This is a genomic window from Maribellus sp. CM-23 (assembly GCF_021354595.1).
GTDB lineage: Bacteria > Bacteroidota > Bacteroidia > Bacteroidales > Prolixibacteraceae > Draconibacterium.
This window is the reverse complement of record NZ_JADWYJ010000002.1, coordinates 434783-460725: the sequence shown is the minus strand read 5'-3', so window position 1 is coordinate 460725 and position 25943 is coordinate 434783. Positions and strand designations below refer to the sequence as shown.

Below are 25943 nucleotides of genomic sequence, written 5' to 3'. Positions count from 1 at the left end.
GCCATTTTAGGTGTAAAAAGAGCTCCAGGATTCATTTTATGGATAATTGTTTCTCTGAGATACATCTTGTCCGTAATCAGGAAGTAACCGAAAACAGGCGCACAGCGGTGTTTTTGCGCAACTACCAAGCTATAAACCTATCAGTTTGGTTCAGAGGGTATTGATTGTTAGGTCAAAATCCCTTAACTTAAAGAAACTATTTATACTAACACATAAAATAAACGAATATGAAACACAAAAACACCCGGGGCCTGTTATTGCTGGCCATGATTTTTACATTCTCGTTTGGAGCGTTTGCACAGGACAAACCGAACATCCTTGTTATCATGGTTGATGACGTAGCACCCAATTCATTGAGCTGTTATAGTTTAGGAATACAATATCCAACTCCCGGCATTGACCGTATTGCAAAAGAAGGAGTTCTTTTTACGGACCACTATTCGCAACCCAGTTGTACCGCAGGACGTGCTGCTTTCATAACTGGTCAGAAACCGGTTCGTACAGGGCTAACAACGGTTGGCCAACCGGGAAACCCACTGGGTATTAGTAAGGAAGATCCTACTCTTGCCGAGTTGTTGAAGCCGCTGGGGTATATGACGGCTCAGTATGGAAAAAACCACCTGGGCGACCGAAATGAACATTTACCAACCGTTCATGGTTTCGACGAATTTTTTGGAAACCTCTACCACCTGAATGTTTCGGAAGAAGAAGAACAGGCAGATTACCCCAAGAGCAAAGAATTCTATGAGAAATATGGTCCGCGGGGAATTATTGAGTCGTATGCCACCGATACTTACGATGCAACAGAAGATCCTCGTTTTGGTGTAATCGGAAAACAAAAAGTGACTGATGTTGGCAAACTGACCAGTGAGCGCATGAAAACTTTTGATGAAGAACTGGTGGCCAAAACCGAAGACTTTATGAAACGTGCACACGATGCCGGAAAGCCATTCTTTATCTGGCATGCCACCAGTAGGATGCATGTTTATACTCACCTGAAAGAAGAATCGCGTAACCTGGCAACACCGATCAGTACCGATATGGACTTGTTTGGTTCGGGCCTGATGGAGCACGACGGACATGTTGGTGAAATACTGGATTACCTGGATGAGTTGGGAATTGCCGACAATACGATCGTGATTTACACCACCGATAACGGGCCGGAACAAAGTACTTTCCCGCATGCCGGGGTGACGATGTTTCGTGGCGAAAAAATGACCACTTACGAAGGCGGCGTTCGCGCTCCCTTTATGGTTCGTTGGCCGGATGGAATTCCTGCCGGTTTAATTCGGAACGGTATTTCTGCTCACGAAGACGTGCTCCCAACAATTATGGCAGCCGTGGGTGAGCCCGAAATTAAGGACGAATTAAAAGCCGGAAAAACGATTGGTGATATGACGTACAGGGTTTACATTGATGGTTTTAACAACCTGGACTATTGGCAAGGGAAAACCGATGAGTCGGCACGTAACTACTTCTTTTATTATTACGAATCAGGTTTAACTGCCATGCGTGTCGGTCCCTGGAAAATGCATTTTGCGACCAAGGAACGTTACTTCGATGATATGGAAGTACACACCATGCCGCGCTTATTTAATCTGCGAAAAGATCCGTTTGAGCATTACGACGATGTAACCGGCTTCGATCTGATTATGCATAAATCGTGGGTCTTCCAACCAGCGATTGGAATGTTGAACGAGCATCTGTCGAGCTTTAAGGACTTTCCGCCACGACAGGCTTCTGCTTCACTCGATATCAATAAGGCTATTGATGCTATATTGAAATCTGATACTCGTCAATAGAAAGAAAATACACAGTAGAGGTATCCGAAAACGGGTGCCCTTCTTTTTAGTAATCATACACTATAAATGTCTCATCTTTAAAATGTTAATATGCCGGTTTTTGCAGTAATTATATGTTAAGCAAAATGAATGGCCTTTTTTAACACATTAATCAAATACATAAACTTTAATAAAAATGAAACATTACATCAGAATCTTAAAGAAGAGCTTATTGCTCCTGATCTTCTTACCATTTGTAACATTCGCGCAGGATAAGCCTAATATTTTAATCATTTTCCCTGATGATGTGGGCTGGAGCAATGTAAGCGCTTATGGACACGGCGTAATGGGATACACCACTCCCAACATCGACCGGATTGCCAATGAAGGTATCATGTTTACCGAACATTATGCTCAGCCATCCTGCACAGCGGGTCGTGCTGCGCTGATTACCGGGCAGTATCCAATTCGTAGTGGCATGACCACTGTTGGCAGACCGGGCGCTGAACTTGGTCTCAAAAAGGAGAGTCCTACTCTTGCCGAAGTTCTTAAAGAACAGGGCTATGCAACCGGGCAATTTGGAAAAAATCACCTGGGCGACAGAAACTCGCACCTCCCAACAGTTCACGGATTTGATGAATTCTTTGGTAATCTTTATCACCTGAACACCCAGGAAGAGTACCAGCAAATGGATTATCCGCAAGATCCGGAGTATTTTAAAAAATTCGGAACGCGTGGCGTACTTCATACCTGGGCAACCGACGTGGATGACCCAACGGTTGATCCAAGGTTTGGAAAAGTAGGGAAACAAAAGATTGAAGATACCGGTCAACTCTCGAGAGAAAGAATGGAAACCGTAGATGAAGAATTTATGGAGGCAATGGTGGACTTCATGAAAAGAGCTAAAAATGATGATAAACCTTTTTTCGCCTGGTTTAATCCGAGCAGAATGCACATGTTCACCCACCTGAAACCCGAGCATCGATATCTGGCGTTACCTTACACTACCGAGCACGATTTTTATGGAAGTGGTATGATTGAACACGATATGATGATTGGAGAACTGCTCGACGAGCTGGAGAAAATGGGTGTATTGGAGAATACCATTGTTATTTATTCTACCGATAATGGTCCTGAACACAGTGCCCGTACGCATGGTGGAACTACCCCTTTCAGAGGCGAAAAAATGACGACTTATGAAGGAGGTGTTCGGGTGCCAATGATGGTGATGTGGAAAGATAAAATTAAAGCAGGCCGGACACTTCGGGGCATTCAGGCACATATGGATATTTTTACTACACTGGCCGCAGCAGCCGGAGTACCTGATGTTGTTGAAAAAATGGATAAGGAACGCCATCAGTACATCGACGGTGTAAATAACCTGGATTACTGGCTGGGTAAATCGGATGAAAGCAACAGGAATAATTATATTTATTACCACGAGTCAGATATACGGGCAGTACGCATAAATCAATGGAAAATGCACTTTCAAACCAGTGAAAATTATTATGCACCTTATGTGAAGCAAAAGTTTCCAATCATGTACAACATCCATTTCGATCCATTCGAAAGCTTCGACAACCTTACGGACAGGTCGGACATGTTGCAACGAAAGCAATTTATTAACGAACCGATGCAGGAATTGCTTACTGAACACATTGAATCGCTGGTGGAATATCCACCCGTTCAAAAGGCAGCCAGCTTCGATTTTTCTGAGATAATCAGACAATTAAGTGAAGGAAAACAATAGTGAAAATTTAACGCGCTATTCTTTCCGTTAAAAATAGAGTTGGAAGAGTGGACACGCTTAGCGCATAGCAAAAGATAAAAGGGCATCCAAGACGGATGCCCTCTTGTCTTTTATGAGAATATCCTGTAGGCTTTTTCATTAGCATATGTTAATTAAAAATACAGACTTTTCTACCGGTTTTATTGTGCATTTCTGAACTGATCTTCTTAACTTATACAACATCAATATAAAGATTCATTCAATAACACACTGATTAAATGCATAAACTTTAAAGACAATGAAAAATTACTTTAGATTCTTGAAGAACAGTTTATTGCTCCTGATCTTCTTACCGTTTGTAACCCTTGCTCAGGATAAGAAACCCAATATTCTGATCATCTGGGGCGACGATGTGGGGATGTGGAACCTCAGTGCATACCATCGAGGAATGATGGGTGGCAGCACACCTAACATCGACCGTATTGCCAATGAGGGGATGCTTTTTATGGATCATTATGCGCAACCTTCGTGTACCGCAGGTCGTGCGGCTTTTGTTACCGGGCAATATCCCATTCGTGTTGGATTGGCCACAGTAGGTCTCCCCGGAGCAGAACAAGGCATGAATGAGAAAGACCCTACACTGGCTACTTTACTAAAACCGCTGGGCTATGCCACCGGCCAGTTTGGTAAAAATCACCTGGGCGACCGTGATGAGCATCTGCCTACCAATCATGGTTTCGACGAGTTCTATGGCATACTTTACCACCTTAATGCCGGAGAATATACCGAGCTATACGACTTTCCTAAAGATCCTGCAGTAGCAAAACAGTTTGCGCAACGAGGGGTGATTCATTCGTGGGCGCAGCCAGACGGAACGCAGAAAGTTGAAGACGATGGTCCGTTTGGCAAGGAACGTCAGAAGAACCTGGAATGGGAAATCCTGAAAGAGTCGAAACGATTTATTACCGACGCGGTTAAAGATGATAAACCATTCTTTGTATGGCATAATCTTACGCGCATGCACATGCATACCAATTTGTCAGAAAAGTATAAAGACAAATCGGGCTATGGGATTTATGCCGATGGAGTAATGGAAATGGACGATGTGGTTGGTGAATTGCTTCAGTTACTTGAAGACCTGGGAGTGGATGATAATACCCTGGTGATGTTCTCGACCGATAATGGCGCCTATTCTTATGTTTGGCCCGATGGTGGAAACCAACCCTTTAGAGGCGAAAAAGGAGTTGGTGGATGGGAAGGCGGTTTTAAAGTACCGATGATGGTGAAATGGCCGGGGCATATCCCTGCCGGAACCGTTACCGGCGAATTTATGACCATGGAAGACTGGTTGCCAACGATTATGGCGCAGGTGGGCGAACCCGATCTTAAGGAGAAACTCCTGACAAGTTATACCGCGGGAGATAAAACGTACGAAAAAATTCATTTAGATGGTTACGACCAAACTGACCTTATTACAAATACTGGTCCTTCGAAACGAAAAGAGTTCTTCTATTTTACCGAAACCACCCTGCATGGTGTTCGTTTTGGCGATTGGAAATTTTTATTCAAAAAACAGGACAAGTGGTTTAATGGGGTTCAGCAAGATATGGTTACACCTATTGTTGTTAACCTGAAATTAGACCCTTTTGAGCGTTTTATCGATGCGCGTGGCTATAACGAATGGCTGGAAGACAGAGCATGGACGTATGCCCCCGCCTTTGGCAAAGTGAGTGAGTTTATGCAATCGCTAAAAGAATATCCGCCACGAATGAAAAGTTTGGACTTTAATATTGATGAAGAGCTTAGAAAGTTAACTCCAGAAAGTAATAATTAACCAGTGCTGATTTTTATAAAATCGAGGATAAAGAAGGCATCCGTTTCGGGTGCCCTTTTTTATCATTCTGAGAATATTTCTATTAACGGATTTCTCGGAATTTTTATTTCTATGTTAAACGTACATAAAATTAAAATTATGAAAAGAATATTACCCCTGCTATTCATCTTCTGCTCCTCAGTGTTATTTGCGCAGGAAGAAGAAGGTAGCTCAGCAGCTCAGGCTAACAATCCGTTGGCCAATATGACGGCTTTAAATTTTCACGATTACTATATCCCGAAACTGGCTGATGCTTCGGGTGATGCCTATATGAACACTGCCTGGATACGTTTTGCCAAACCACTGGCAGGCGGGAAACTCCTGTTTCGTTTGTCGGTGCCAATGAGTACTGTAGGCATGCCCAACGGAAGTGGAGCGATAAATTCTGCGAACGGATTAGGCGATATCAATGCTTTTCTTGCCTACAGCTTTGTATCGAACGCCACCACAACGGTTGGAGCGGGGCCATTACTTGCGTTTCCCACTGCATCGGATGATGCCCTGGGGGCAGGAAAGTGGCAGGGGGGAATGGCTTTTGTAGCTTTTGTAGCCAAATCTCCGGTTATTCAGTTTGGCGGTCTGGTAACATGGCAAACTTCATTTGCCGGCGATGAAGACCGCAACAGCACTAACATGGCCGCTGTTCAACCTTTTTATTTTTTCCAACTCGGACAAGGAACCTACCTGCGTGGGGCTCCAATCTGGGCTTTTGATATCGAAAACGAGGCTTTTCATATGCCTATCGCACTTGGTATTGGTAAAGTTGTAAAAGCTGGTAATACGGTTCTTAACCTTTTTATTGAGCCCCAATACTCGATGCTGCATAAAGGAACACAACCGCAGTTTCAGGTGTTGACCGGTATCAATCTACAGTTTGTTGGCCAGTAGAAAAGTGCCCGGTTGAGGAGCAAAAACAATTATATTACTGTATTGCAACCAAACTTTGAATCGGTGTGTAATTGGATCGAATTCGAACGGACATGATTTAGCCCATGATCGGCATGACTACAAACCTACACTAGCGGCATGCCTGGGAAAACAATGTAAAAGAAGATTTGGCAAGGCTATTTTTTGTAGTCCTTGTCATTTTTTTTTGGTAATTCTGCTTACATTTGTTCGGTAGATTACGAACAAGCATGGCGTCGAAAGAAGTAATAACTGATAAGCAGAAGAAGATGGCCCGTTATGCCAAAGCAATGGGGCATCCGGTTCGGATGTACGTGCTCGAATTACTTGCCAGTCAAAGCTGTTGCTACAGCGGCGATCTTACCGAAGAACTGCCGATTGTGAAATCAACGCTTTCCCAACACCTGAAGGAGTTGAAAGATGCCGGGTTGATTCAGGGGGAGATTGAAGCACCCAGGATCAGGTATTGTATCAACAAAGAAAACTGGGCGGAGGCAAAAGCTCTGTTTAAAGAATTCTGGAAGGTCTAAAAATTTTGTGTTGCTTGTTCGGTGTTTTGCGAATGCCGAACAGGTTCCGGGAAATGTATTAGATGGAGGCTGGCGTAAAGTGAAAGATTGAATAACGATTCAAAAAAACAAATCATAAAATTCGGGATGAGTTCCCGCTAAAAACAAATAATTGAACCAAATGAGAACAAAAATCAACCTTGTCTTGCTAAGCCTTTGCGCTGTTTTACTTTTCGGAATGAAGGTTTCGGCACAAACCGATTCAGAACCCAAAGAAGCGCTGGTTAAGGTCTATTACTTTCACGTGAATAAGCGCTGTGCCACCTGCAAAGCAATTGAGTCGGAAGCTCAACAGGATGTGAAGGAGTTATTTGGCTCCAAAGTCAGTTTTGTGTCCTACAATTTGGATCAACCCGATGGTGAAGCCAAGGGAAAAGAACTGGGGATCAACAGCCAGGCGCTTTTGGTGGTAAAAGGAAAGAAAAAGATCAACCTTACCAACGAAGGTTTTTTGTACGCCCGTACGGATCCGGGTAAATTCAAAAAAGTAATTGAAGAGAAGATAAAATCGTTGTTGTAGCATGGAAGGACTTCTGACCGAATTACTCGAAAATAGTTCTTTTCCTGTTGTAACTGCGTTGGTACTGGGATTAATGACAGCCATCAGTCCTTGCCCTTTAGCGACCAATATTACAGCAGTGGGTTTTATTGGTAAAGACATTGAAAACCGAAACCGGGTTTTTTACAACGGCCTGATCTATACCTTGGGTCGAGCGATTGCCTATACCTTGCTGGCGTTTGTTATTTTCCTGGGAGCTGACCAGTTTGAGGTGTCGGGAGTATTTCAACGCTACGGAATGAAGATCATTGGCCCCTTGCTGATTGTTATCGGGCTGTTTATGCTTGGCGTTTTGAAAATCAGTCTTCCGGGAGGAGGAAAAATCGCAGAACGCTTCGAGAAAAAAGGTGTTACGGGGTATTGGGATGTTCTTTTGCTGGGGATGTTGTTTGCCATGGCCTTCTGCCCTTACAGCGGTGTTTTGTACTTCGGAATGTTAATTCCGCTCACCATCAGCAGCGCATCAGGTTTGTACCTTCCCGTTGTTTTTGCTATTGCCACCGGTATTCCGGTCATCTTGTTTGCGTGGCTGATCGCTTATGCCGTGTCGGGGGTAGGAGGTTTGTATCAACGGCTAAAAACCTTCGAATATTGGTTTCGGAAAGTCATCGCAGTTTTATTTATCCTCGTGGGACTGTATTACATCATTACAGTGTTCTTTTAAGCATTCATTGGCTTGAATGTATGTGATTAAATGAGTGGTAATTTTTGACTAAAACCAACATCATGAAACAAAAATCAATAGGCTTTATCGGTGGAGGCCGTATTACGCGAATTTTTTTGCAGGGCCTCAGCAACAAAAACGCATTGTCGGCAAATGTGAAGGTATTTGATCCGAATACCGAAACAGTAAATTCCCTATGCACTGATTTCCCGAAGATAGAAAAAGCAGAAACAGTGGCAGGTGTTGCCGCACAGCAACTGGTATTTATCGCTGTTCATCCCCCGGTGATGATGGAAACTTTGCAGGCGATAAAAGAAACAGTGAACACGACAACGGTTGTGATCTCGCTGGCACCGAAAATTACGCTCGAAAAAATGGCAGCGGTGTTGCCGACTCAAAAACTGGTTCGGATGATACCAAACGCAACTTCTTATATCAACGAAGGATACAACCCTGTAACTTTTGCACCCGGCTATGATCCCGAAGAAAAGAAACAGCTCTTGAAGTTGCTGAAAAAGCTCGGTAAAACCTTCGAGACCGAAGAAGCCAAGCTGGAAAGTTATGCCATCAGCTCAGCCATGTTGCCCACCTATTTCTGGTTCCAGTGGCAGCAAATGGAGGCGATTGCCAGAGAAACCGGTTTATCCGAAGAGGAAGCCAGGAAAGCCGTTTCTGCCAGCTTAAAGAAAGCCTGGAAATTGTATTATCAGTCTGGCTTGCAAGCCGAGGAAGTGATAGATCTGATTCCGGTGAAACCAATCGGAGAGAATGAACCGGAGATCAAAAATATTCTGAATTCAAAACTTCTGGGACTGTTTGAGAAGATTAAGCCCTAAAAGGCACAGTATGTTGTCATTCTGAACGAATCCGTCAATTGACGGAGAAGTGAAAGAATCTTTTTCTGAATAATTTAACTAGGCAATCGTGTTTTTTCAGCATGTAATAAAAATTTATTGACGTATTTATACGTTATTAAATTTTGTGACGTATATTTGCGTCATAGAATTGATAAAGATGGTACAATCAAAAACGGAATTATTTGATAAGGAGCTGGCTGAAAAGGCGATGCTTTTCAAAGCGCTGGCACATCCGGCCCGTTTGCGCATTTTGCAGTTTCTGGCCGAAACCCGGAGTTGCATGACGGGCGATATTTGCGAAGTTCTTCCTTTAAGCCGTACAACGGTGAATCAACATTTGAAGGAGTTGAAGGAACCGGGCTTGATCAAAGGCGAAATTGACGGTGTGAAAACTAATTACTGTTTGAATTCAGAAAAAATAAACAATCTAAAGGACATGCTGGGCGGATTTCTTGCTGAGATCGACTGCTGTTCGGATAACAACTGTTAAAACATTTACAAATGAAGATACTGATTTTATGTACCGGCAACAGTTGCCGCAGCCAAATGGCACATGGATTTATGCAATCGTTCGACAGCAGGCTGGAAGTGGCTTCTGCCGGAACCGAAGCTTCTGGCAAACTCAACCACAAAGCCGTGGAAGTGATGAAGGAGATTGGGATTGATATCAGCGGACACAGTTCCGATTCGGTGGAGATCTACCTCAAGCAGGAGTGGGATTATGTGATTACCGTTTGTGGCGGTGCCAACGAAAGTTGTCCTGCTTTTGTCGGAAACGTAAAACACCGTTTGCACATTGGGTTCGACGATCCGTCGCATGCAGTGGGAACGCCCGAGTTTATTCAAAGCGAGTACTACCGTGTAAGGGATGAGATCAAGGAAGGTTTTTATGCATTTTATCAAAAAGAAATTTTACCTCAATTGTCATGAAAGCAGAAGATGTAAAAAAGATGGTGCAGGAAAAGTACGGGACCATTGCTTCCCAAAATACTATCCTGAATCAATCCGGGTGTTGCGGACCGTCGGCTTGCTGCGGTGAGCTGGAGTTTAGTATGATCGGCGACGAATACACCTCGGTTAAAGGCCATAATCCCGATGCCGATCTGGGCTTAGGTTGCGGACTGCCTACTGAATATGCCGGAATCCACCCCGGAGACTCGGTGCTGGATTTAGGCTCGGGTGCCGGAAACGATTGTTTTGTCGCGCGCAGCATCGTGGGTGAAAGCGGAAAGGTTACCGGGCTCGATTTTACGGAGGAAATGATCAGCAAAGCGCAGGCGAATCTTGCCAAAACAGGCTTTACCAACATGGAATTTGTTCTGGGAGACATTGAAAACATGCCCTTACCCGAGAATGCTTTTGATGTAGTGATCAGCAACTGTGTGCTAAACCTTGTTCCCGATAAACAGCAGGCTTTTTCTGAAATATTCCGGGTGCTGAAACCGGGAGGTCATTTCTGCATTTCGGATGTGGTACTTGCAGGCGATTTGCCGGAAAAGATAAAACAGGAAGCCGAAATGTATGCAGGCTGTGTGGCTGGTGCATCGCAGGAACCCGATTATTTGCAAATCATCCAAAACATTGGCTTTACGGATCTTCAGATTCATAAAAGGAGAGCCATAACAGTGCCGGATGATGTTCTTCAAAAATACCTTTCTGTGGAGGAAGTCGCCGAATTGAAAACAAAGGGAGCAGGTATCTTCAGTTTAACGCTAAGTGCAACAAAACCTTAAGTATGAATCAAGAGAAAAAACGCATTGGTTTTTTTGAAAAATACCTGACTCTGTGGGTAGCTGTGTGTATTGCCGCTGGTATCGGCATTGGTCACTGGGCGGGTGATAGCATGGGGTTTTTAAGCAGCATGGAAGTATTTAAGGTAAATATCCCGGTGGCCGTTTTAATCTGGTTGATGATCTATCCCATGATGTTACAGGTCGATTTCTCGAGTTTGAAGAACATCGGGAAACGCCCGAAAGGATTGATCCTGACGCTGGTGGTGAACTGGCTGATCAAACCTTTTACGATGGCCTTTTTTGCCTGGTTGTTCTTTTCAAAACTTTACGCGGCTTTTATTTCGCCCGAGCAGGCTGGTGAGTACATTGCCGGAGCCATTTTGCTGGGGGCAGCACCCTGTACCGCCATGGTGTTTGTGTGGAGCTACCTCACCGACGGCGACCCAAATTATACGCTGGTGCAGGTTTCGGTGAACGACCTGATCATTTTGGTAGCCTTTATTCCCATTGTTGGGTTGCTGCTGGGGATCACCAATATCACGATTCCTTACGATACGCTGGCCGCCAGTATTGTAGTGTTTGTAGTTATTCCGCTGCTGGCGGGGTTTATTACCCACAAAATGCTGATCCGCAGAAGGGGAGAGGAGTGGTTCAGGGAAGAGTTTCTACCCCGCTTTAAACCGGTTTCAATTGTTGCTTTGTTAAGCACACTGGTGTTGTTGTTTGCCTTTCAGGGGAAGACCATTATCGAAAAACCGCTGATTATTCTGCTGGTGGCTATACCGCTGGTTATTCAAACCTACTTTATCTTTTTTATTACCTGGGTAGGGGGCCGGAAATTAAAACTGCCGCATGCCATTTGTTCGCCGGCAGCGATGATTGGCGCCAGTAACTTTTTTGAATTGGCCGTAGCAGTTGCCATTGCGCTATTTGGCTTGCAATCGCCTGCTGCGATGGTGACCGTTGTAGGTGTGCTGGTAGAAGTGCCGGTAATGCTTTCGCTGGTGAACCTGGCCAACCGCTGGAGGTATTGAAAGAAATTTCAGTGCCATTCAAAACCAAAGAAAGTTGCGTGCGAGCTTTCATAGCGGTTATAGGTTGGAAGTAATGATTGGATGAAAAGCAGATGTTTTCCTGAACTTCGTACGGTTATTTGCGTACATTTAAACTGGTTTTTATAAGTGCTTCAGAGAGATAAAGCATTGGAATTAATATAAAGGAGACTATTGGGTTCACAAATAAAAACTCATCTTCCGAAATTAATTCCGACCTAAAATTTCCACGGATGTCAAACAATTGTATAAATCAGTTTATTGCTTTATCAGGAAAGTATTTCAAAACTTATCTTGGCATAAGTATTTCTGTTTTTTTGTTTATTCTGTTTTTCCAACCTTTTCCTACTGCTAATTTTGAGTTCGATAACAAGCAGTTATACATTGCTGGTTACGGATTAATCGTTTTCATTATTCAGGTAATTGTACAAATTATCTTTCAGACTTATCTCCTTCAGGATAAGACGGACGAGGAATACAATCCGATATGGAATTCGCTTTATTACTTTTTGCTGGTTGCTTTAACCAGTGTTGCTTTTGTCTTTTACCTCAGGTATGTGGGGAACACAAGCATTACGTTTAACCTGGTTTTGCGGGTTGTGGTAATTAGTGTGAGTGTGCCAATTACTTTGCATTTGAAAAATGCTCTCTCGTTTACTACAGAAAAGTACAAAAAGCTACTGGACGAAAACAGGTTGATGCAGGATCAATTAAATCAATTCACAGAACGCAGTCTTAATAAAGTTGTCGAACTGAGTTCTGATAATGAGGGAGACAATCTAATGATTCAGGTATCAGAGATTGTTTTTGTAAAATCGGCGGATAATTATGTGGAAATTGGCTTTAAGGAAGGAGGAGAGGTTCGAAAAAAGATGATCCGAAATACCCTGAAGAATATTGAAAATCAACTAAAGGAATTTAATGTTTTTACGCGCACACACCGCTCTTGCATTGTCAACATACAACACATCGAAAAGTTAAATAAGAATTTTAGTACCTATTGGTTAACGCTTGCCGACACCAAAGAAACCGTTCCTGTTTCGCGCCAATATTTAATGGCAGTAAAGGACTTGTTGTAGGGACAGGGGCGAATGACATTCGTCCGGGAACTCTAACACTTGTCCTCTCAATCCAGATTCTATCCCAAAAAAACTTTCGCCAGTCCCTTTCATTTTATCCCGGTAAAATCCCATCGTAAATTTGGGCTATCTTCTCATTTTCTGAGAGGTACAAAAATAAAATCAAGAAGTAACTTATGAATGGGATTGAGCCAGTTCATTGAAAAAGTGATTGTATGAGAGTATTAATGATATATCCAAAATACCCCGATACTTACTGGAGTTTTAAACATGCGTTAAAATTCATCTCCAAAAAGGCAGCCGTACCTCCGTTGGGACTGATCACTGTTTCGGCGATGTTGCCGGAAAGTTGGCAGAAAAAGCTGGTTGATTTAAATATTGAAGAGCTGAAAGAGGAAGAGCTGGATTGGGCTGATTATGTTTTTTTAAGCAGTATGTATGTTCAGAAAGAATCGGTTGCTGATATTTTGGCTCGTTGCCGGGAACACGCTGTGAAAGTAGTTGCCGGAGGACCTCTGTTTACGCAGGAGTACGACAGTTATCCGCAAATAGACCACTTTATATTGAACGAGGCAGAAATTACGCTGCCTTTGTTTTTATCCGATCTGGCAAACGGGGCTCCTTTAAAAAGAATTTACAGAAGCGATGAATTTGCTGATTTATCTGTGTCTCCAGTACCGGATTATTACCTGCTGAATAGAAAAGCTTATGCTTCCATGAGCCTGCAGGTATCGCGGGGATGCCCGTTTTCATGCGATTTCTGCGAAATAACAACATTGCTCGGGCACAAAGTAAGGATGAAAAGCAAAGAGCAGATCATTGATGAACTGGAAACCTTGTACAATCTGAATTGGAGAGGACTCATATCAGTGGTAGACGATAATTTTATCGGGAATAAGAAAGTGATAAAAGGTGAGCTTCTTCCTTCGATGATTGGGTGGATGAAGCAGCACCGCTATCCGTTTAGCTTTAACGCACAAACATCGATAAACCTGGCCGATGACGACCGGCTGCTCACAATGATGCGGGAAGCAGGATTTACCTCCACTTTTATCGGGATTGAAACACCGGTGGAAGAGTCATTGCAGAGTTGTCATAAAATTCAGAATGAAAACAGGGATTTACTCGAAAATGTAAAACAAATTCAAAAAGCGGGCCTCCAGGTGTCGGGGGGATTTATCGTAGGTTTCGACAGTGATACTCTTACCGTGTTTCAGCGGCAAATCGAGTTTATTCAGAAAAGCGGCATTGTGTCGGCCATGGTCGGGTTGCTCAACGCACCCAAAAATACACGACTGTACAAACAAATGGAAGCAGAGAATCGGTTGACGGTTGATCCAACCGGAAGTAATACTGATTTTACGATGAACTTTGTTCCCAAAATGAATAAGCAGAAACTGCTTGATGGCTACCTGCACATTATTGCCAATATTTATACGGAAAAGCCTTATTATAAGCGCGTCAGGGAACTGTTCCAGAATTACCGGCCGGTAAAAATGGGTAAAAACGGTATTGAATACAACCGGATTAAAGCCTTTGCCAAATCAATTTTTGTGTTGGGACTGGTAAGCGAGGGCAGGCTGGAATACTGGAAGTTTATGGGCTGGACGATACTGAACAAACCCAAACTATTAGCTGAGGCGATCACCTTTTCTGTTTATGGCTATCATTTCCGGACAGTTTACGGACTAAGAAAAGTTAAAGCGGTCAATTGATTTGCGAAGGAAAACTACTGATATATAAAAAAATGAAATAAGTTTTAATAAAATGCGAAACATAAAGTACTCAAGACATAAGCTCAATTTTACGACGGAATTAAGAAATTCGGTCAACGAATATTTTAGCAAAAACAACATTCAACCTTACGGGAACAGGAAAATTTACCTGAAGACTATTTTTATGGCCCTGTTGTACCTGGTGCCTTATATTCTTATGGTTTCGGGGCTTGTAACTTCTGTCATACCTGTTTTGGTGTGTTGGTTTGTTATGGGGGTGGGGATGCCGGGACTGGGAATGGTGACCATGCACGATGCCAATCACGGTTCTTTTTCGAAGCATGAACGGGTAAACCGGTTTTTTGGAAATTCATTGTATTTGCTGGGTGGGTTTCCGCCCAACTGGCGTTACCAGCACAACACGCTTCATCATGGATTTACGAACATTGAAGGGCATGATGAAGATATTGCTCCTCCGGGTATTCTGCGGTTTTCGCCTCACCGCCCTTTAAAAAAGATTCATCGTTACCAGTATATCTATGCCTGGTTTTTTTATAGTTTGATGACGATTTCGTGGATCGTGACCAAAGATTTCAGACGTTTTAAGAAGTACCAAAAAATGGGGGTTAAACTAAGCGGAAAACGAAGGGTTAACCAATTGCTTAGCCATATAATACTATCAAAAATTGTTTATTACTGCGTATTTCTGCTTATTCCACTTTTAACCATCCCGGTTTCGTGGTATTGGATAGTTGCCGGATTTTTGCTGATGCATTTTACCGCAGGTTTGGTATTAAGTACCATCTTTCAAACGGCTCATGTTGTGCCTTCTTCAGAGTATCCAATGCCTGATGAAGATGGGCAGATCGAAAATAACTGGACGATTCATCAATTGCATACAACCTGCGATTTCGCGCCTAAAAGCAGAATCTTTTCCTGGTTTGTTGGAGGACTGAATTTTCAGGTAGAACACCATTTATTCCCGAACGTGAGCCATATACATTATAAAAAGATCTCGGAAATTGTGCAGGCGAAAGCAAAGGAGTTCAATCTTCCCTACCACGTAAACAAGAGCTTTGTCCATGCCGTGTGGCAACATATAAGGATGTTAAAATTACTGGGAAGTAGCAAAAGCACCGTGAACCCGGCTTGCTGACTGAAGCACAGTGCCCTTTAGTTTTGTGAAAGAGTTTTCATTGGGCAGCAAAACGAGATAATATAGGAAAGTTGAAGCTTTATATTAAAAATATGGTTTGTATTCGCTGCCAGGCGGTAGTGAGGGGCGAATTAGAAAAGGTTGGCCTTCGGTATTCGTATGTCAAAATTGGGGAAGCTGAGATTGTCGGAAACGCCCGGCCTGAACAGTTAATTCAATTGGCATTAGCGTTAAAAAAATCAGGGCTTGTTTTAATGGGTGACAGAAAGAGCATTTTGGTGGAGAAAATAAAAGGTGCCATTATTGGCCTGGTTCATTACACGGAGGAACAGATCAAGGTAAATCTTTCCGATTATCTCAGTGAGAAACTGAACTACGATTATACCTATTTATCCAATCTTTTTTCGGAAGTAAATGGCACAAGCATCGAGAAATTTTACCTCACACACAAAATAGAAAGAGCGAAAGAGTTTATTGTTTACGATGAACTAAACCTTACAGAGATTGCATACAAACTTCATTACAGCAGCGTCGCCCATCTGTCGAACCAATTGAGGCAATACACCGGGCTAACGCCATCCCGTTTTAAAAAATTGAGAAACTCGGAACGGGTTACACTGGAAAATGTGTGAGTGGTTGAAATTAAAATGAAGCAGATCTCGATTGTTTTGGTTAACTTAAGTAATAATCAATAAAAAAGGCGAAGGGAGGACATTTGAACAACGAAGAGAAATATTATTTGGAAGATATCTTTTACCGGTTTATCCAACCCTACTTTTCCATTGAGGATTATATTATTTTTTTCGAATGGGACCGTATCTCCAGAAGCTACCGCTATGTGGTAACACCGATAGGGAACAAAAACAAATTCATTAGTTTCTACCTGCGTGAATACGATAATGTTTGTGATTTTAGATTGGTGGTAATATATACCAGTGTTGGTGAATTTAATTTTCACAACACTCAGAAACTGCTTTTTTTGTTGGCTTATGACGATTTGGAGCGTTTTAATGAATTCTACGAGGAACTGATTGACGAGCTAAAAGAGAAGAGCGTTAAAGATTCTCCTTTCGACTTTTTTATTCCTTTTTACATGGTTGAGCGTGAAAAGTAAAAGCATGGGTAAAACCTGTTTATGGCGCTGATCCTAAAGATTCCTGGATCAGTGATACGTCTTGATTCTGCTAATACCGGCTTATTTCTTCATGGCTCTTTTTACATAAAAAATACGGAGAAGAACGATAAATGCTGCCAGCGGTAACAAAATATCGATGTACCGAAACGAATCAAAAGCAAAATAAGCGATAACCCAGAGAAGCACCAACAGACCTGCAATAATGTATAGCGAGTTTTTCATGGTATGGTAATTTTTGAGCAATAATTTAATGCCCGATAACCTTATGAAGATACTTAAATACGGGGTGTAAAGTGTTACACAATTCAAGGCAATAGTTACATCATTCACACATTGCTAGGTAATCGCTCAATTAAAGAAATAAATGACTGATTTTAGCTTGTTCGGAGTGTTGGGGCCGGAAGATTTTGTCAGGGCGCCTTCTAATTCAATAGCATCGAATTTACTTTGTCAGTAAGAGAGTGTTCTTTTGGTAATCAGACAGTATATTCGAAAACAAATGAGGATTAGAGAGGTACAGGCAATAACGGATTTTTGTGTACGGATTCAATTCTTTTTTTTCAATCTCAGCAATTTGCTTAACGGTTAACAGATGAGCTTGCAGGGCATCGTTTAATTCACTTTCCGTAAATTTATTCTTAATGGCAAGAATTTCCTGAACGAAGCCATCTACTTTGAATTCAATGAAATTATAGTCGGGAAAATATTTTAGTGCTACAAATAGAAATCGAAAGACATCGAGTGGCATTTTCTTATCAACCGTATAGCCTTTTTTTAAGCGGTTGCTTATTCTTTTTTCTTCAATACTGATTTCATCGTTTATCCGTAAAAACTCATCGTCAGCAATCTCGAACAACGCTGACAAGCGGTTGATTCTTCGCTTCAGGCTTTGGGGGATACTTTTTTTGTATTTGATTTTGTGGTCCAGAACACTCCATGCATCCTGGATAATGGTTCTGATTTGAAGTTCAAACTGGATATTCGCATAGGGGGCGTATTCGGTTTTTTTTGCGTATTTCCCGTTTAGCTTAAGGTCCAGATGCAAACTTTTATAGCCAAATTTATCATCCGTACTTTCGATCTGAACCGTTTTATCGGTAATGGAAACTTCTTTGAAATACTTGTTTAGTTCTTTTCGGATAATACGCACATCTTTCAGGTACGGACAAACAACGCGTATTCCCACAAAGTCGGATAAAAAATCAATTATCTTGTAATCTCTGCGTGAAGAGGGAATCCCAGGTAAATACTTCCGTTTAAATTTGCTCAGGCATTCTTCGTATTCTTTAATCCTACCCGTAACGTATTCAACGTTTGGGAAGGGGGCAATGAGTTTTGTGAAGGCTGCCAATGCCAAATGGTAAAATTCAAGATTAGAATCATAATCGTTTTTGAATTCATTTATTTTTAAATCGATATGTGACATAAATCGGGGTGACGGGTAAAGCAATATTTCCACGTAAACAGTGGCAAAAAATCTGTCGTCAATTCAATTTCAAACCAACTGAAAAGACGAAAAAATCCCGCATTGAGCGGGATTTGATATCTGTTGTTGTAACGAATTATACTCGTTTAACATTTACGGCGTTTAGCCCTTTTTGTCCCTGTTGCAACTCAAAAGTTACTGTATCGGCTTCTTTTACAAAATCAACCAATCCTGATGAATGGACAAAATACTCTTTTTCTGAATTTGAATCTTTTATAAAACCAAATCCTTTTGCTTCGTTAAAAAACTTTATAGTTCCTTTATTCATGATATTATTTTAAAATATTAATAACGTCTTCTGTTAAATCCTCCGCCACCGCGGTTATCGCGGCCGCGGTCGTTTCTGTCGGGTCTGGGGCGGGCTACATTTACAATAATTGTTTTGCCGTCAAACTCTGTTTCATGCAAAGCCTCGATGGCTTCTTTACCTTCAGCATCCTGCATTTCAACAAAGCCAAATCCACGCGATGCTCCGGTGTACTTGTCCATGATAACGTTTGCAGAACTAACCTCTCCGTATGTTGCAAATAATTCTTTTAAGCTTTCACTTGTTGTGTTATTACTTAAATTCGATACATAAATATTCATTCGTATGTGTTTTAATTATTAAACAGAAACTCCAGTAAGTCGCACCAAATAATCATCCTCGTTTGTGATAATTTTTACCATGCTTGTTTCACCTGTTTCTATTTTAATAGTGAATAAAAATTTTACTCTGCTGGCTCGATCTTTACGGCGTTTAAGCCCCTGTTTCCTTTGGCCAGTTCAAAAGAAACCTTGTTTCCTTCGGTGATATTGGGATAAGCATCAGAAATATGGAAAAAATACTTTTCGGTACTGGCTATGTCTTTAATAAAGCCGTAGCCTTTGTCTCTATTGAAATGCTCAACACGCCCTTTTAACGGCACTTCTTCCTCGTCCTGTTTTTTGGGAGTGGAAATGGCGATTTTATTGGCATCTACTTTCTTTTTATTCGGATCGGGCTGGGTATCCGTGATTACCCCGTTTTCATCCACATAAGCAATCATATCGTCCAGTGAACCACTGCCTCCGTTGGCTTTGCGTTCTTCTTTTCGCTGTTGTTTTTCTTTTCTTTTTCGAGCTCTTTTTTTCTCTAATTCTTTTTTATTAAAAGAAATCGATGATCTACCCATTCATATTTGTTTTAATGTTATTGCTGATTTTATTTCAAGTTTGCAGCTACTTTAGTTGCTATAAATCTTGAATGTTGAATAATGATTAACGAATAATGAATGAAGCTGTGCGTTTCTGCACCGCTGTTTATATTTTTTCAATCGTTAATTGCTATTCATCATTCTTAGTTATTTTCCAATACCTGGTGGTCGATTAGGCCACTACGGTATTCAGTTTCTTTCCCGTCAGTTTTTGGATGTCGCGCACCATCGGGCGTTCGTCCGGCGAACAAAACGACAGGGCAATTCCGCTTTTCCCGGCACGTCCGGTACGGCCAATGCGGTGTACATAGGTTTCGGCCACATCCGGCAGGTCGTAGTTGATCACGGTTTCCAGGTTGGCAATATCAATGCCCCTGGCGGCGATGTCGGTGGCCACAATCACCCTTGTTCTCCTCGACTTGAAATTCTCAAGCGCACGTTGCCGTGCTCCCTGCGATTTATTACCGTGAATGGCTTCGCAACCGATTCCGTTTACATTCAATATGCGGGCAATTTTATCGGCACCTCGCTTGGTACGCGAGAAAACCAGCACCGAGTTATTCTGCTCGTTTCTGAGTATGGAAACAAGGAGTTGGTTCTTTTTCGGTCGCTCCACATAGTACAGGTGTTGCTCGATCATCTCGGCGGTAGAGGCAACCGGGTTTACTTTTACGCGTACCGGGTTGCGCAGTATCGATTTCGAAAGCGTGGCAATAGTCGCCGGCATGGTGGCCGAAAAAAACAGGGTTTGTTTTTGTTGCGGCAGCATGGGTAACAGGCGTTTAATGTCGTGTATAAAACCCATGTCGAGCATGCGGTCGGCTTCGTCGAGTACAAAGTGTTGGATACGGTTAAGCGAAATGTACTTTTGCTGGATGAGGTCGAGCAAACGTCCGGGTGTGGCAATCAGAATATCGACACCTCTTCGCAGCTTATCAACCTGCGGCCCCTGTTTTACGCCGCCAAAAATTACAGCATGGCGCATGTCGGTATATTTTCCGTATTCCCAAAAGCTTTCACCAATTTGTATGGCCAGCTCCCGGGTGGGAGTGAGGATCAATGCTTTTATTTCGCGCTTCCGTCCGTTTTGGAAAGACTCGTTAAGTTGCTGAATAATGGGGATGGCAAAGGCCGCCGTTTTTCCGGTGCCGGTTTGAGCCAAGCCCAGTAGGTCGCTACCACTGAGTGCGGCCGGAATTGCCCTCTCCTGTATGGGAGTGGGAGTTTCGTAGTTCTTGTTGGCCAGAGCTCTTAATATGGGCTCTGAAATATTTAATTCTTTAAATGTCATAATTGAATACGCTGTTTGGATCTACAGCTTTCTTTTAATAATTAATAAGCATATGGGAAAAATGCAGCGATTTCAGGTATTTAATCCGGATGATGATTTCCAAAAATGCATTTGTACAATTCCGCCTGGCAGTATACGGTTTTGTACAAAGGCAATACCTTACTACGTGTTGAACACTGTTGTTCAAACGTTTGCTTTTTGGCGTTTGGCCGGGATCATTTCGGGTGAATGTGTGGACCACATCAGATCAAAGGGCTTGGCGCCCGAGGGTGTTAAAACTGTATAAAAAGATTTTGTCATAGTATATTAAAGTGTGTCACGATGTATTGCGTAGCACACTCGCGACTTGTTAATCTAAACAAGAAAGTTGATTTTGGATGTCGATTGGACGATGAGAAGATTCGCTAACCAGCGGCGAAACAAAGCATTGCTAATGTCGATTCAATAAAAACCTGATTGTCAAGGGAACAAAGGTAGGAATTAATTCCGGATAAAACGGTTATTTACAGATATTGTAGTCTTAATTTCACATTGGGCGGTTTAACGGCCCTTTTTCCTGAAGAATGTGGTTCTGCTTTTTTGGAGGGGATTTTACCCAGTAGCAATTTTTTAACAGAACAGGCTTTCAACGCACCAACGCCCGAAAATTTTTGTACTACAGTTGTACAATGAACGAAATTCCACATATTCGTAAAAAATAACGAGGTATGCTGATTTCATTGTTATTGGTACTGGGAGGATTTGTGGCACTTATTTTTGGTGCCAACTGGCTGGTGGATGGTGCTTCGGCACTGGCTAAAAAATACCGGGTTTCTGACCTGGCAATCGGGTTAACGATTGTGGCTTTCGGAACCTCGGCACCCGAGATGGTGGTCAACCTGGTGGCTTCCACCAAAGGCTTGTCCGATATGGTACTGGGAAATGTGATTGGAAGTAATAACTTCAATTTATTCATCATCCTCGGGATTTCGGGCTTGTTGTACCCGATTACGGTGCAGTCGTCAACGGCCTGGCGCGAAATTCCCCTGTCGATTGTTTTGTTGCTGGTGCTGATCGCCCTTTCCAACAATTTCTTCATGGGTGTACCTGCCTTGTCGCGGATAGACGGGGTGATATTACTGACCTTGTTTTTGGGCTTTCTGTTTTACGTTTTCAAACAAATGAAGGCCGAAGATACGGAAGCATCAAAGCCGGTGGAGCGGCCCTTGTGGAAGATTGCGCTGTTTATAGTTCTCGGACTGGGTGGTCTTGTGGCCGGCGGACAGCTGGTGGTAAACAACGCCGTGAAAATTGCTTCGTTGTTGGGGGTTAGCGAAAAAATTATCGGCTTAACCATTGTGGCTGCCGGAACTTCGCTTCCCGAACTTACCACCTCGATTGTGGCCGCGCTGAAAAGAAACAGTGATATCGCGATCGGAAATGTGATCGGTTCCAATATTTTTAATGTGCTGCTGGTACTGGCAGGCAGCCTTCTGATCAATCCCATACCGTTCAATACTTCGTTTAATACCGATTTGATCATCATGACCTGCGGAACCATTTTCCTTTTTGTGGCCATGCTTACCGGCAAACGAAAGAAACTCGACCGCTGGGAAGCCGCCCTGTTACTGGTCTTTTTTATTGCCTATACGGTTTTTCTGATCAAAAAGGAAATCGGGTAAAACCGGTCTAAAAAACTCCCGAGGAGGAGCCAACGCAGTATGCGTTGGGTTTTCGTAGAACCGAACATCCCTGGATTCCCACAACCCGGAACGGGTTGGATTTTTTGTGTGTTAAACGCTGAAAGGTTGTTTCGATTGCTTTACGCGCTAAGTGGTTTGGAACCGCTTAGCACTTTGTTCAGATCAACACCGGAGGTGTAGCTTGGATGCTTCCAGTTGAAAAATACGGCGTCCTGCGAGGTATTTGGCTGCCCTGTATGCCTGACAGGCATCCTGCATGTTGTTGACCCTCCCTGCTTCATTTTGGGGCCTTCCTGCTAAGCAGGGCCTGAAAAAGGGGCGCAGGATTCAAGAAAATGTGTTGCAGGGCGACAAAAAATCCCGCAGGACGGCCAAAAATCGTACAGGAAGCCGAAAAAATGCCGCAGGATGCTGAAAAATGTTGCAGGGCGGCTCTGAGGATAGCAGGAAGGATTTATCCGCTGCAGCCCACAGGAGATTAAAGCGTTTCTTTTTACTTTTCCGGAAGAACGTGGTTAAGCCGATCCTTTGAAATGTATTGTTAAACAGCTTTCTAAAAACATTTTTCTTGTTATCTTCGGAAAAACGAAAAAACGAAACCGCCCGCTCATGAAACGGCTCCCTCCCGAAAAATCAGAAAAAGTTGGTTTATCCACCCCAATGGGTGTTATAACCCAACCTGATAATAACGATATAACCCGACTGGTTGGGTTCCACGTACGTTACCAACCATATTGAAAAAACAAAATGAAACTATTGGATAAGATTGTATTTGCCGCATTTATAGTGAATCTGATTTTTCTGATTTCAGTATTCCTAATGCCAATTTTTGCATTGTCATTCCCTGAAACTTTTGACAGCATATTTTTCAGTAAGGACAGGACAATCTTTAACCTAATTGTAATGCCTTTAAATCTGATAATTTTATTTTTCTGGGGGTATTGTATATGGTTTTTGTTCAAATATGACAGGTATTCAAAGTCCTTACTGCCCCTTTTCTTTTTCAACGTTTTGTATGCACCCGTTTATTACTACCGAGTAAAAATTAGGAAGAGACCGTTGAGAAATAAAATCAATAAACCTACTGAAGAAATTGCAAGTAAGGGTAAAAGTATAAGCGAGGAGGAATTCATCGACTTGACAAGAAATAACGTGTTCGGAGTGATTGACTTGTGGGCATCAAAAGAAAGCCAATTGGAGTATCAAAGAAACGTTCCAATAGCGCAAGTCTCCAATGAATTATTCTGTCAATGGGAAGATTATTATTTTCCAGCTTCAGATGATTTTAGACAAACATTTAATTCTACTGAATTGAAATTGTTATCGGAATTTGATGAAACTCTAAATGCGATTGCAGATATAACACCTAAAAATCTTCCTTTGATTGATGAATTTATTGAGACGGAGGAATGGAAAACAGTGAATAACAAAGCTATTGAGATAAAAAATAAATTAAATACGGTTGGTAACAAATTGTAATATGGCAGGCGGGTGTCTTAGCGGTCTGACAAGTCAGACCTTGCGCCCACTTTCCTGCGGGTCTGACAGGATTTCTTTTCGAAATCCCGCCCGACCACATACAAGTGACCGTTGTGGCCAAGTTTAAGAAACGAAGTACCTATGAATAAAACGATACGAAATGCAATAATAATTTCAATTACGATACTTGGATTAGTGTTTATTGTGATAGTTAAATTCATTGGACCTTTAATGGCTGATGAAGCAAGACACATTGACGTAACTGACTTGTATGATTACGTTGAAGATGGAGATATTATTTTTCAAACATCAAAATCAAGTCAGAGTAAAGCAATTCAAATTGCTACAAATTCAAAATATAGTCATCTCGGAATTATTTATAAAATTGAAGGAAATTGTTTTGTTTACGAAGCTGTTCAGCCAGTTAAGTTGACATCATTAGAAGAATGGATTGACCGTGGAGAGAAAAGACATTTTGTAATTAAACGACTTAAAAACTCAGATAAAATTCTGACTACTGACATTAAAAATAAAATGAAAACCGAGGGAGAAAAGTATAGTGGAAAGGACTATGATTTATATTTTGAGTGGTCAGATGATAGAATTTACTGTTCTGAATTAGTATGGAAAATATATAAAAATGCAGCAAACATTGAAATCGGGAAACTACAAAGATTAAGCGAGTTTAATTTAACCGACAATACTGTATTACAAAAACTTAAAGAAAGGTATGGGGGAAATATTCCAAAGGATGAAATTGTTATTTCTCCGGCAAGCATGTTTGAAAGCGAAAGGTTGACCACTATTTATGATGAATAAAAACCAGGCCACAACAATAAATATACGTAATGCGGGGCGATGCAGTGAATTTGGACTTTTATGCAATTAATAAACAAAGTAGTGGTTTGATAGTGAAGTGCCTTGAAATCCCGCACTACGCATATTCGTGCCGTTAACGGTTATTTTGAAATAGAGAATTAGATGAATCTACGAATTCAAATATTGTTAATTTTCTGCTTAACATTCTTTACTGTCAGAGGACAGCAAAACATCGAAGAGTGGATTAAATTCAATGACAAAATCTATGATGGAGTTAATGTGATTAAGCTTTACAAAGAGTCGGACAAAAAAAGAATATTAGTTCAGAGTGTTGACTTTAATGAAAAAGGAAAAATTATTAAAGAATCCGTATTCTGCGATTTTCTCTATGACCCATTAAATGAAATTGAGTTAACACAGTACGAATATGATTCTGGTGACACTTTATTAATTAGTCGTAAGATTTTGGACAACCAAGGAGATATAATTAATGGAGAGAATTACTCATACGACTATAATGAAAAAGGACAATTAATTCAAAAAGGTATTACAGATATCACTGATAACGAATTTCAAAAGGAGGTTTATACATTCAATGACAAAGGATTAGTTTCCAATTTTAAAATTGAATTTTACAATCAAACACGTGACACCGTTCTTTTCTATTTCTATAGAAAATATGAATATGACGAATCATCAAATTTAATTAAGGAGTCTTTCGTAAACGATTCTATTATCGAACTCGAAGAAATCTATAATTACGATTCTTTGGGAAACATTACTTCTTTTACTACAAAAGGAATTCATGAATGTGGAGACGATATTGACAAATACAAGATTCAATATAACTCAAAATCAAAGCCCATTTTAGAAGAATACTGGAATGCAAACGGAGAAAATTGGGCTTTCGAGTTTGCCTATGACAACCAAGACAGACTGGATAAAAAAATAAGGAAAACTCGTTATCCAATAAAAAAGGAAAATGAAATTAGTATTCCTCCACCTCCACCTTTTTATACTCAAGAGATGCTTGAGAAAAACTATACAAATGAAATCGAACAATCCTTTTCATATGATATGAATAACAGATTAATAAAAGTTGTAAAAAAATATGTATGGCTTGACGATTTTTCAGAGACTTATCTAATTGAATATGAATAAAAAATTAAAAAACAACCGTTAACACGGTACATATTGCAGGGC

The 25943-nt window shown here is 41.6% G+C and carries 28 protein-coding genes; 21 read left to right on the top strand and 7 right to left on the bottom strand.

Annotated elements, in window-relative coordinates:
* Positions 1-227 precede the first annotated feature (227 nt).
* The 17 genes from INQ51_RS09285 to INQ51_RS09205 all read left to right on the top strand — a co-directional run bounded on the left by INQ51_RS09285 (position 228) and on the right by INQ51_RS09205 (position 16787).
* On the top strand, positions 228-1802 hold the full coding sequence (locus INQ51_RS09285; RefSeq protein WP_233377695.1) for an arylsulfatase: 1575 nt from the start codon (positions 228-230) through the stop codon (positions 1800-1802).
* 175 nt (positions 1803-1977) lie between these two features.
* Positions 1978-3531 carry an arylsulfatase gene (locus tag INQ51_RS09280; RefSeq protein ID WP_233377694.1) on the top strand — a complete coding sequence of 518 codons (1554 nt, stop codon included), beginning with the start codon at positions 1978-1980 and terminating at the stop codon, positions 3529-3531.
* Positions 3532-3808: 277 nt separating this feature from the next.
* Positions 3809-5344, top strand: coding sequence for an arylsulfatase (locus tag INQ51_RS09275; RefSeq protein ID WP_233377693.1), 1536 nt, complete (start codon positions 3809-3811; stop codon positions 5342-5344).
* Between the two features lie 138 nt (positions 5345-5482).
* Positions 5483-6271 (top strand): hypothetical protein, encoded by a 789-nt coding sequence (locus INQ51_RS09270; RefSeq protein WP_233377692.1) that lies wholly within the window; start codon positions 5483-5485, stop codon positions 6269-6271.
* Positions 6272-6519: 248 nt separating this feature from the next.
* The gene (locus tag INQ51_RS09265) at positions 6520-6819 is read left to right on the top strand and encodes an ArsR/SmtB family transcription factor (RefSeq protein WP_233377691.1); all 300 of its coding nucleotides are present in this window, start codon (positions 6520-6522) and stop codon (positions 6817-6819) included.
* Positions 6820-6979: 160 nt separating this feature from the next.
* Positions 6980-7378 carry a nitrophenyl compound nitroreductase subunit ArsF family protein gene (locus INQ51_RS09260; protein ID WP_233377690.1) on the top strand — a complete coding sequence of 133 codons (399 nt, stop codon included), beginning with the start codon at positions 6980-6982 and terminating at the stop codon, positions 7376-7378.
* A gap of 1 nt (position 7379) precedes the next feature.
* Positions 7380-8081, top strand: coding sequence for an aromatic aminobenezylarsenical efflux permease ArsG family transporter (locus tag INQ51_RS09255; RefSeq protein ID WP_233377689.1), 702 nt, complete (start codon positions 7380-7382; stop codon positions 8079-8081).
* A 62-nt stretch (positions 8082-8143) separates the two neighbouring features.
* Positions 8144-8917, top strand: coding sequence for a pyrroline-5-carboxylate reductase family protein (locus INQ51_RS09250; protein ID WP_233377688.1), 774 nt, complete (start codon positions 8144-8146; stop codon positions 8915-8917).
* A 178-nt stretch (positions 8918-9095) separates the two neighbouring features.
* Positions 9096-9428 (top strand): ArsR/SmtB family transcription factor, encoded by a 333-nt coding sequence (locus INQ51_RS09245; protein WP_233377687.1) that lies wholly within the window; start codon positions 9096-9098, stop codon positions 9426-9428.
* 11 nt (positions 9429-9439) lie between these two features.
* Complete coding sequence (locus tag INQ51_RS09240; RefSeq protein ID WP_233377686.1) at positions 9440-9868, top strand: arsenate reductase ArsC; 429 nt, start codon at positions 9440-9442, stop codon at positions 9866-9868.
* A complete protein-coding gene (locus INQ51_RS09235; RefSeq protein ID WP_233377685.1) occupies positions 9865-10671 on the top strand; it encodes an arsenite methyltransferase in 807 nt (268 codons plus the stop codon). The genes INQ51_RS09240 and INQ51_RS09235 overlap by 4 nt, the downstream gene beginning before the upstream one ends.
* 2 nt (positions 10672-10673) lie before the next feature.
* Positions 10674-11705, top strand: a complete 1032-nt coding sequence (arsB, locus tag INQ51_RS09230) for an ACR3 family arsenite efflux transporter (RefSeq protein WP_233377684.1) — start codon at positions 10674-10676, stop codon at positions 11703-11705.
* Between the two features lie 251 nt (positions 11706-11956).
* On the top strand, positions 11957-12802 hold the full coding sequence (locus INQ51_RS09225) for a LytR/AlgR family response regulator transcription factor (RefSeq protein WP_233377683.1): 846 nt from the start codon (positions 11957-11959) through the stop codon (positions 12800-12802).
* A gap of 215 nt (positions 12803-13017) precedes the next feature.
* On the top strand, positions 13018-14517 hold the full coding sequence (locus tag INQ51_RS09220) for a B12-binding domain-containing radical SAM protein (RefSeq protein ID WP_233377682.1): 1500 nt from the start codon (positions 13018-13020) through the stop codon (positions 14515-14517).
* A 52-nt stretch (positions 14518-14569) separates the two neighbouring features.
* On the top strand, positions 14570-15673 hold the full coding sequence (locus INQ51_RS09215) for a fatty acid desaturase family protein (protein ID WP_233377681.1): 1104 nt from the start codon (positions 14570-14572) through the stop codon (positions 15671-15673).
* A gap of 92 nt (positions 15674-15765) precedes the next feature.
* Positions 15766-16305: a helix-turn-helix domain-containing protein gene (locus INQ51_RS09210; RefSeq protein ID WP_233377680.1), complete on the top strand. Its 540-nt coding sequence runs from the start codon at positions 15766-15768 to the stop codon at positions 16303-16305.
* Positions 16306-16388: 83 nt separating this feature from the next.
* Complete coding sequence (locus INQ51_RS09205) at positions 16389-16787, top strand: hypothetical protein (RefSeq protein WP_233377679.1); 399 nt, start codon at positions 16389-16391, stop codon at positions 16785-16787.
* An 81-nt stretch (positions 16788-16868) separates the two neighbouring features.
* Here the strand turns inward: INQ51_RS09205 and INQ51_RS09200 are convergent, their stop codons facing one another.
* The 6 genes from INQ51_RS09200 to INQ51_RS09175 form a co-directional block, all read right to left on the bottom strand.
* On the bottom strand, positions 16869-17030 hold the full coding sequence (locus tag INQ51_RS09200) for a DUF5670 family protein (RefSeq protein WP_233377678.1): 162 nt from the start codon (positions 17028-17030) through the stop codon (positions 16869-16871).
* Between the two features lie 220 nt (positions 17031-17250).
* Positions 17251-18234 carry a GTP pyrophosphokinase family protein gene (locus INQ51_RS09195; RefSeq protein WP_233377677.1) on the bottom strand — a complete coding sequence of 328 codons (984 nt, stop codon included), beginning with the start codon at positions 18232-18234 and terminating at the stop codon, positions 17251-17253.
* 136 nt (positions 18235-18370) lie between these two features.
* On the bottom strand, positions 18371-18562 hold the full coding sequence (locus INQ51_RS09190; RefSeq protein ID WP_233377676.1) for a cold-shock protein: 192 nt from the start codon (positions 18560-18562) through the stop codon (positions 18371-18373).
* Positions 18563-18579: 17 nt separating this feature from the next.
* Positions 18580-18882, bottom strand: coding sequence for an RNA recognition motif domain-containing protein (locus INQ51_RS09185; protein WP_233377675.1), 303 nt, complete (start codon positions 18880-18882; stop codon positions 18580-18582).
* A gap of 122 nt (positions 18883-19004) precedes the next feature.
* Positions 19005-19448 carry a cold-shock protein gene (locus tag INQ51_RS09180; protein ID WP_233377674.1) on the bottom strand — a complete coding sequence of 148 codons (444 nt, stop codon included), beginning with the start codon at positions 19446-19448 and terminating at the stop codon, positions 19005-19007.
* Between the two features lie 193 nt (positions 19449-19641).
* A complete protein-coding gene (locus INQ51_RS09175; RefSeq protein WP_233377673.1) occupies positions 19642-20760 on the bottom strand; it encodes a DEAD/DEAH box helicase in 1119 nt (372 codons plus the stop codon).
* A gap of 707 nt (positions 20761-21467) precedes the next feature.
* Between INQ51_RS09175 and INQ51_RS09170 the strand changes: the two genes are divergently transcribed.
* On the top strand, positions 21468-22421 hold the full coding sequence (locus tag INQ51_RS09170) for a calcium/sodium antiporter (protein ID WP_233377672.1): 954 nt from the start codon (positions 21468-21470) through the stop codon (positions 22419-22421).
* Between the two features lie 140 nt (positions 22422-22561).
* On the opposite strand, the gene INQ51_RS22515 is transcribed toward INQ51_RS09170, so the two are convergent.
* On the bottom strand, positions 22562-22693 hold the full coding sequence (locus INQ51_RS22515) for a hypothetical protein (RefSeq protein ID WP_262909892.1): 132 nt from the start codon (positions 22691-22693) through the stop codon (positions 22562-22564).
* A gap of 496 nt (positions 22694-23189) precedes the next feature.
* Between INQ51_RS22515 and INQ51_RS09165 the strand changes: the two genes are divergently transcribed.
* The 3 genes from INQ51_RS09165 to INQ51_RS09155 all read left to right on the top strand — a co-directional run bounded on the left by INQ51_RS09165 (position 23190) and on the right by INQ51_RS09155 (position 25901).
* Complete coding sequence (locus INQ51_RS09165) at positions 23190-23921, top strand: hypothetical protein (protein ID WP_233377671.1); 732 nt, start codon at positions 23190-23192, stop codon at positions 23919-23921.
* Between the two features lie 141 nt (positions 23922-24062).
* Positions 24063-24740 carry a YiiX family permuted papain-like enzyme gene (locus INQ51_RS09160; protein ID WP_233377670.1) on the top strand — a complete coding sequence of 226 codons (678 nt, stop codon included), beginning with the start codon at positions 24063-24065 and terminating at the stop codon, positions 24738-24740.
* A gap of 162 nt (positions 24741-24902) precedes the next feature.
* Positions 24903-25901 (top strand): hypothetical protein, encoded by a 999-nt coding sequence (locus tag INQ51_RS09155; RefSeq protein WP_233377669.1) that lies wholly within the window; start codon positions 24903-24905, stop codon positions 25899-25901.
* The last annotated feature ends 42 nt before the right edge of the window (positions 25902-25943 follow it).

Excerpts from the sequence above, each read along its gene's own strand:
- INQ51_RS09285 (WP_233377695.1), top strand. The coding sequence starts at position 228 with ATGAAACACAAAAACACCCGGGGCCTGTTATTGCTGGCCATGATTTTT.
- INQ51_RS09280 (WP_233377694.1), top strand. The coding sequence starts at position 1,978 with ATGAAACATTACATCAGAATCTTAAAGAAGAGCTTATTGCTCCTGATC.
- INQ51_RS09275 (WP_233377693.1), top strand. The coding sequence starts at position 3,809 with ATGAAAAATTACTTTAGATTCTTGAAGAACAGTTTATTGCTCCTGATC.
- INQ51_RS09270 (WP_233377692.1), top strand. The coding sequence starts at position 5,483 with ATGAAAAGAATATTACCCCTGCTATTCATCTTCTGCTCCTCAGTGTTA.
- INQ51_RS09265 (WP_233377691.1), top strand. The coding sequence starts at position 6,520 with ATGGCGTCGAAAGAAGTAATAACTGATAAGCAGAAGAAGATGGCCCGT.
- INQ51_RS09260 (WP_233377690.1), top strand. The coding sequence starts at position 6,980 with ATGAGAACAAAAATCAACCTTGTCTTGCTAAGCCTTTGCGCTGTTTTA.
- INQ51_RS09255 (WP_233377689.1), top strand. The coding sequence starts at position 7,380 with ATGGAAGGACTTCTGACCGAATTACTCGAAAATAGTTCTTTTCCTGTT.
- INQ51_RS09250 (WP_233377688.1), top strand. The coding sequence starts at position 8,144 with ATGAAACAAAAATCAATAGGCTTTATCGGTGGAGGCCGTATTACGCGA.
- INQ51_RS09245 (WP_233377687.1), top strand. The coding sequence starts at position 9,096 with ATGGTACAATCAAAAACGGAATTATTTGATAAGGAGCTGGCTGAAAAG.
- INQ51_RS09240 (WP_233377686.1), top strand. The coding sequence starts at position 9,440 with ATGAAGATACTGATTTTATGTACCGGCAACAGTTGCCGCAGCCAAATG.
- INQ51_RS09235 (WP_233377685.1), top strand. The coding sequence starts at position 9,865 with ATGAAAGCAGAAGATGTAAAAAAGATGGTGCAGGAAAAGTACGGGACC.
- arsB (WP_233377684.1), top strand. The coding sequence starts at position 10,674 with ATGAATCAAGAGAAAAAACGCATTGGTTTTTTTGAAAAATACCTGACT.
- INQ51_RS09225 (WP_233377683.1), top strand. The coding sequence starts at position 11,957 with ATGTCAAACAATTGTATAAATCAGTTTATTGCTTTATCAGGAAAGTAT.
- INQ51_RS09220 (WP_233377682.1), top strand. The coding sequence starts at position 13,018 with ATGAGAGTATTAATGATATATCCAAAATACCCCGATACTTACTGGAGT.
- INQ51_RS09215 (WP_233377681.1), top strand. The coding sequence starts at position 14,570 with ATGCGAAACATAAAGTACTCAAGACATAAGCTCAATTTTACGACGGAA.
- INQ51_RS09210 (WP_233377680.1), top strand. The coding sequence starts at position 15,766 with ATGGTTTGTATTCGCTGCCAGGCGGTAGTGAGGGGCGAATTAGAAAAG.
- INQ51_RS09200 (WP_233377678.1), bottom strand. The coding sequence starts at position 17,030 with ATGAAAAACTCGCTATACATTATTGCAGGTCTGTTGGTGCTTCTCTGG.
- INQ51_RS09195 (WP_233377677.1), bottom strand. The coding sequence starts at position 18,234 with ATGTCACATATCGATTTAAAAATAAATGAATTCAAAAACGATTATGAT.
- INQ51_RS09190 (WP_233377676.1), bottom strand. The coding sequence starts at position 18,562 with ATGAATAAAGGAACTATAAAGTTTTTTAACGAAGCAAAAGGATTTGGT.
- INQ51_RS09185 (WP_233377675.1), bottom strand. The coding sequence starts at position 18,882 with ATGAATATTTATGTATCGAATTTAAGTAATAACACAACAAGTGAAAGC.
- INQ51_RS09180 (WP_233377674.1), bottom strand. The coding sequence starts at position 19,448 with ATGGGTAGATCATCGATTTCTTTTAATAAAAAAGAATTAGAGAAAAAA.
- INQ51_RS09175 (WP_233377673.1), bottom strand. The coding sequence starts at position 20,760 with ATGACATTTAAAGAATTAAATATTTCAGAGCCCATATTAAGAGCTCTG.
- INQ51_RS09170 (WP_233377672.1), top strand. The coding sequence starts at position 21,468 with ATGCTGATTTCATTGTTATTGGTACTGGGAGGATTTGTGGCACTTATT.
- INQ51_RS22515 (WP_262909892.1), bottom strand. The coding sequence starts at position 22,693 with ATGCCTGTCAGGCATACAGGGCAGCCAAATACCTCGCAGGACGCCGTA.
- INQ51_RS09165 (WP_233377671.1), top strand. The coding sequence starts at position 23,190 with ATGAAACTATTGGATAAGATTGTATTTGCCGCATTTATAGTGAATCTG.
- INQ51_RS09160 (WP_233377670.1), top strand. The coding sequence starts at position 24,063 with ATGAATAAAACGATACGAAATGCAATAATAATTTCAATTACGATACTT.
- INQ51_RS09155 (WP_233377669.1), top strand. The coding sequence starts at position 24,903 with ATGAATCTACGAATTCAAATATTGTTAATTTTCTGCTTAACATTCTTT.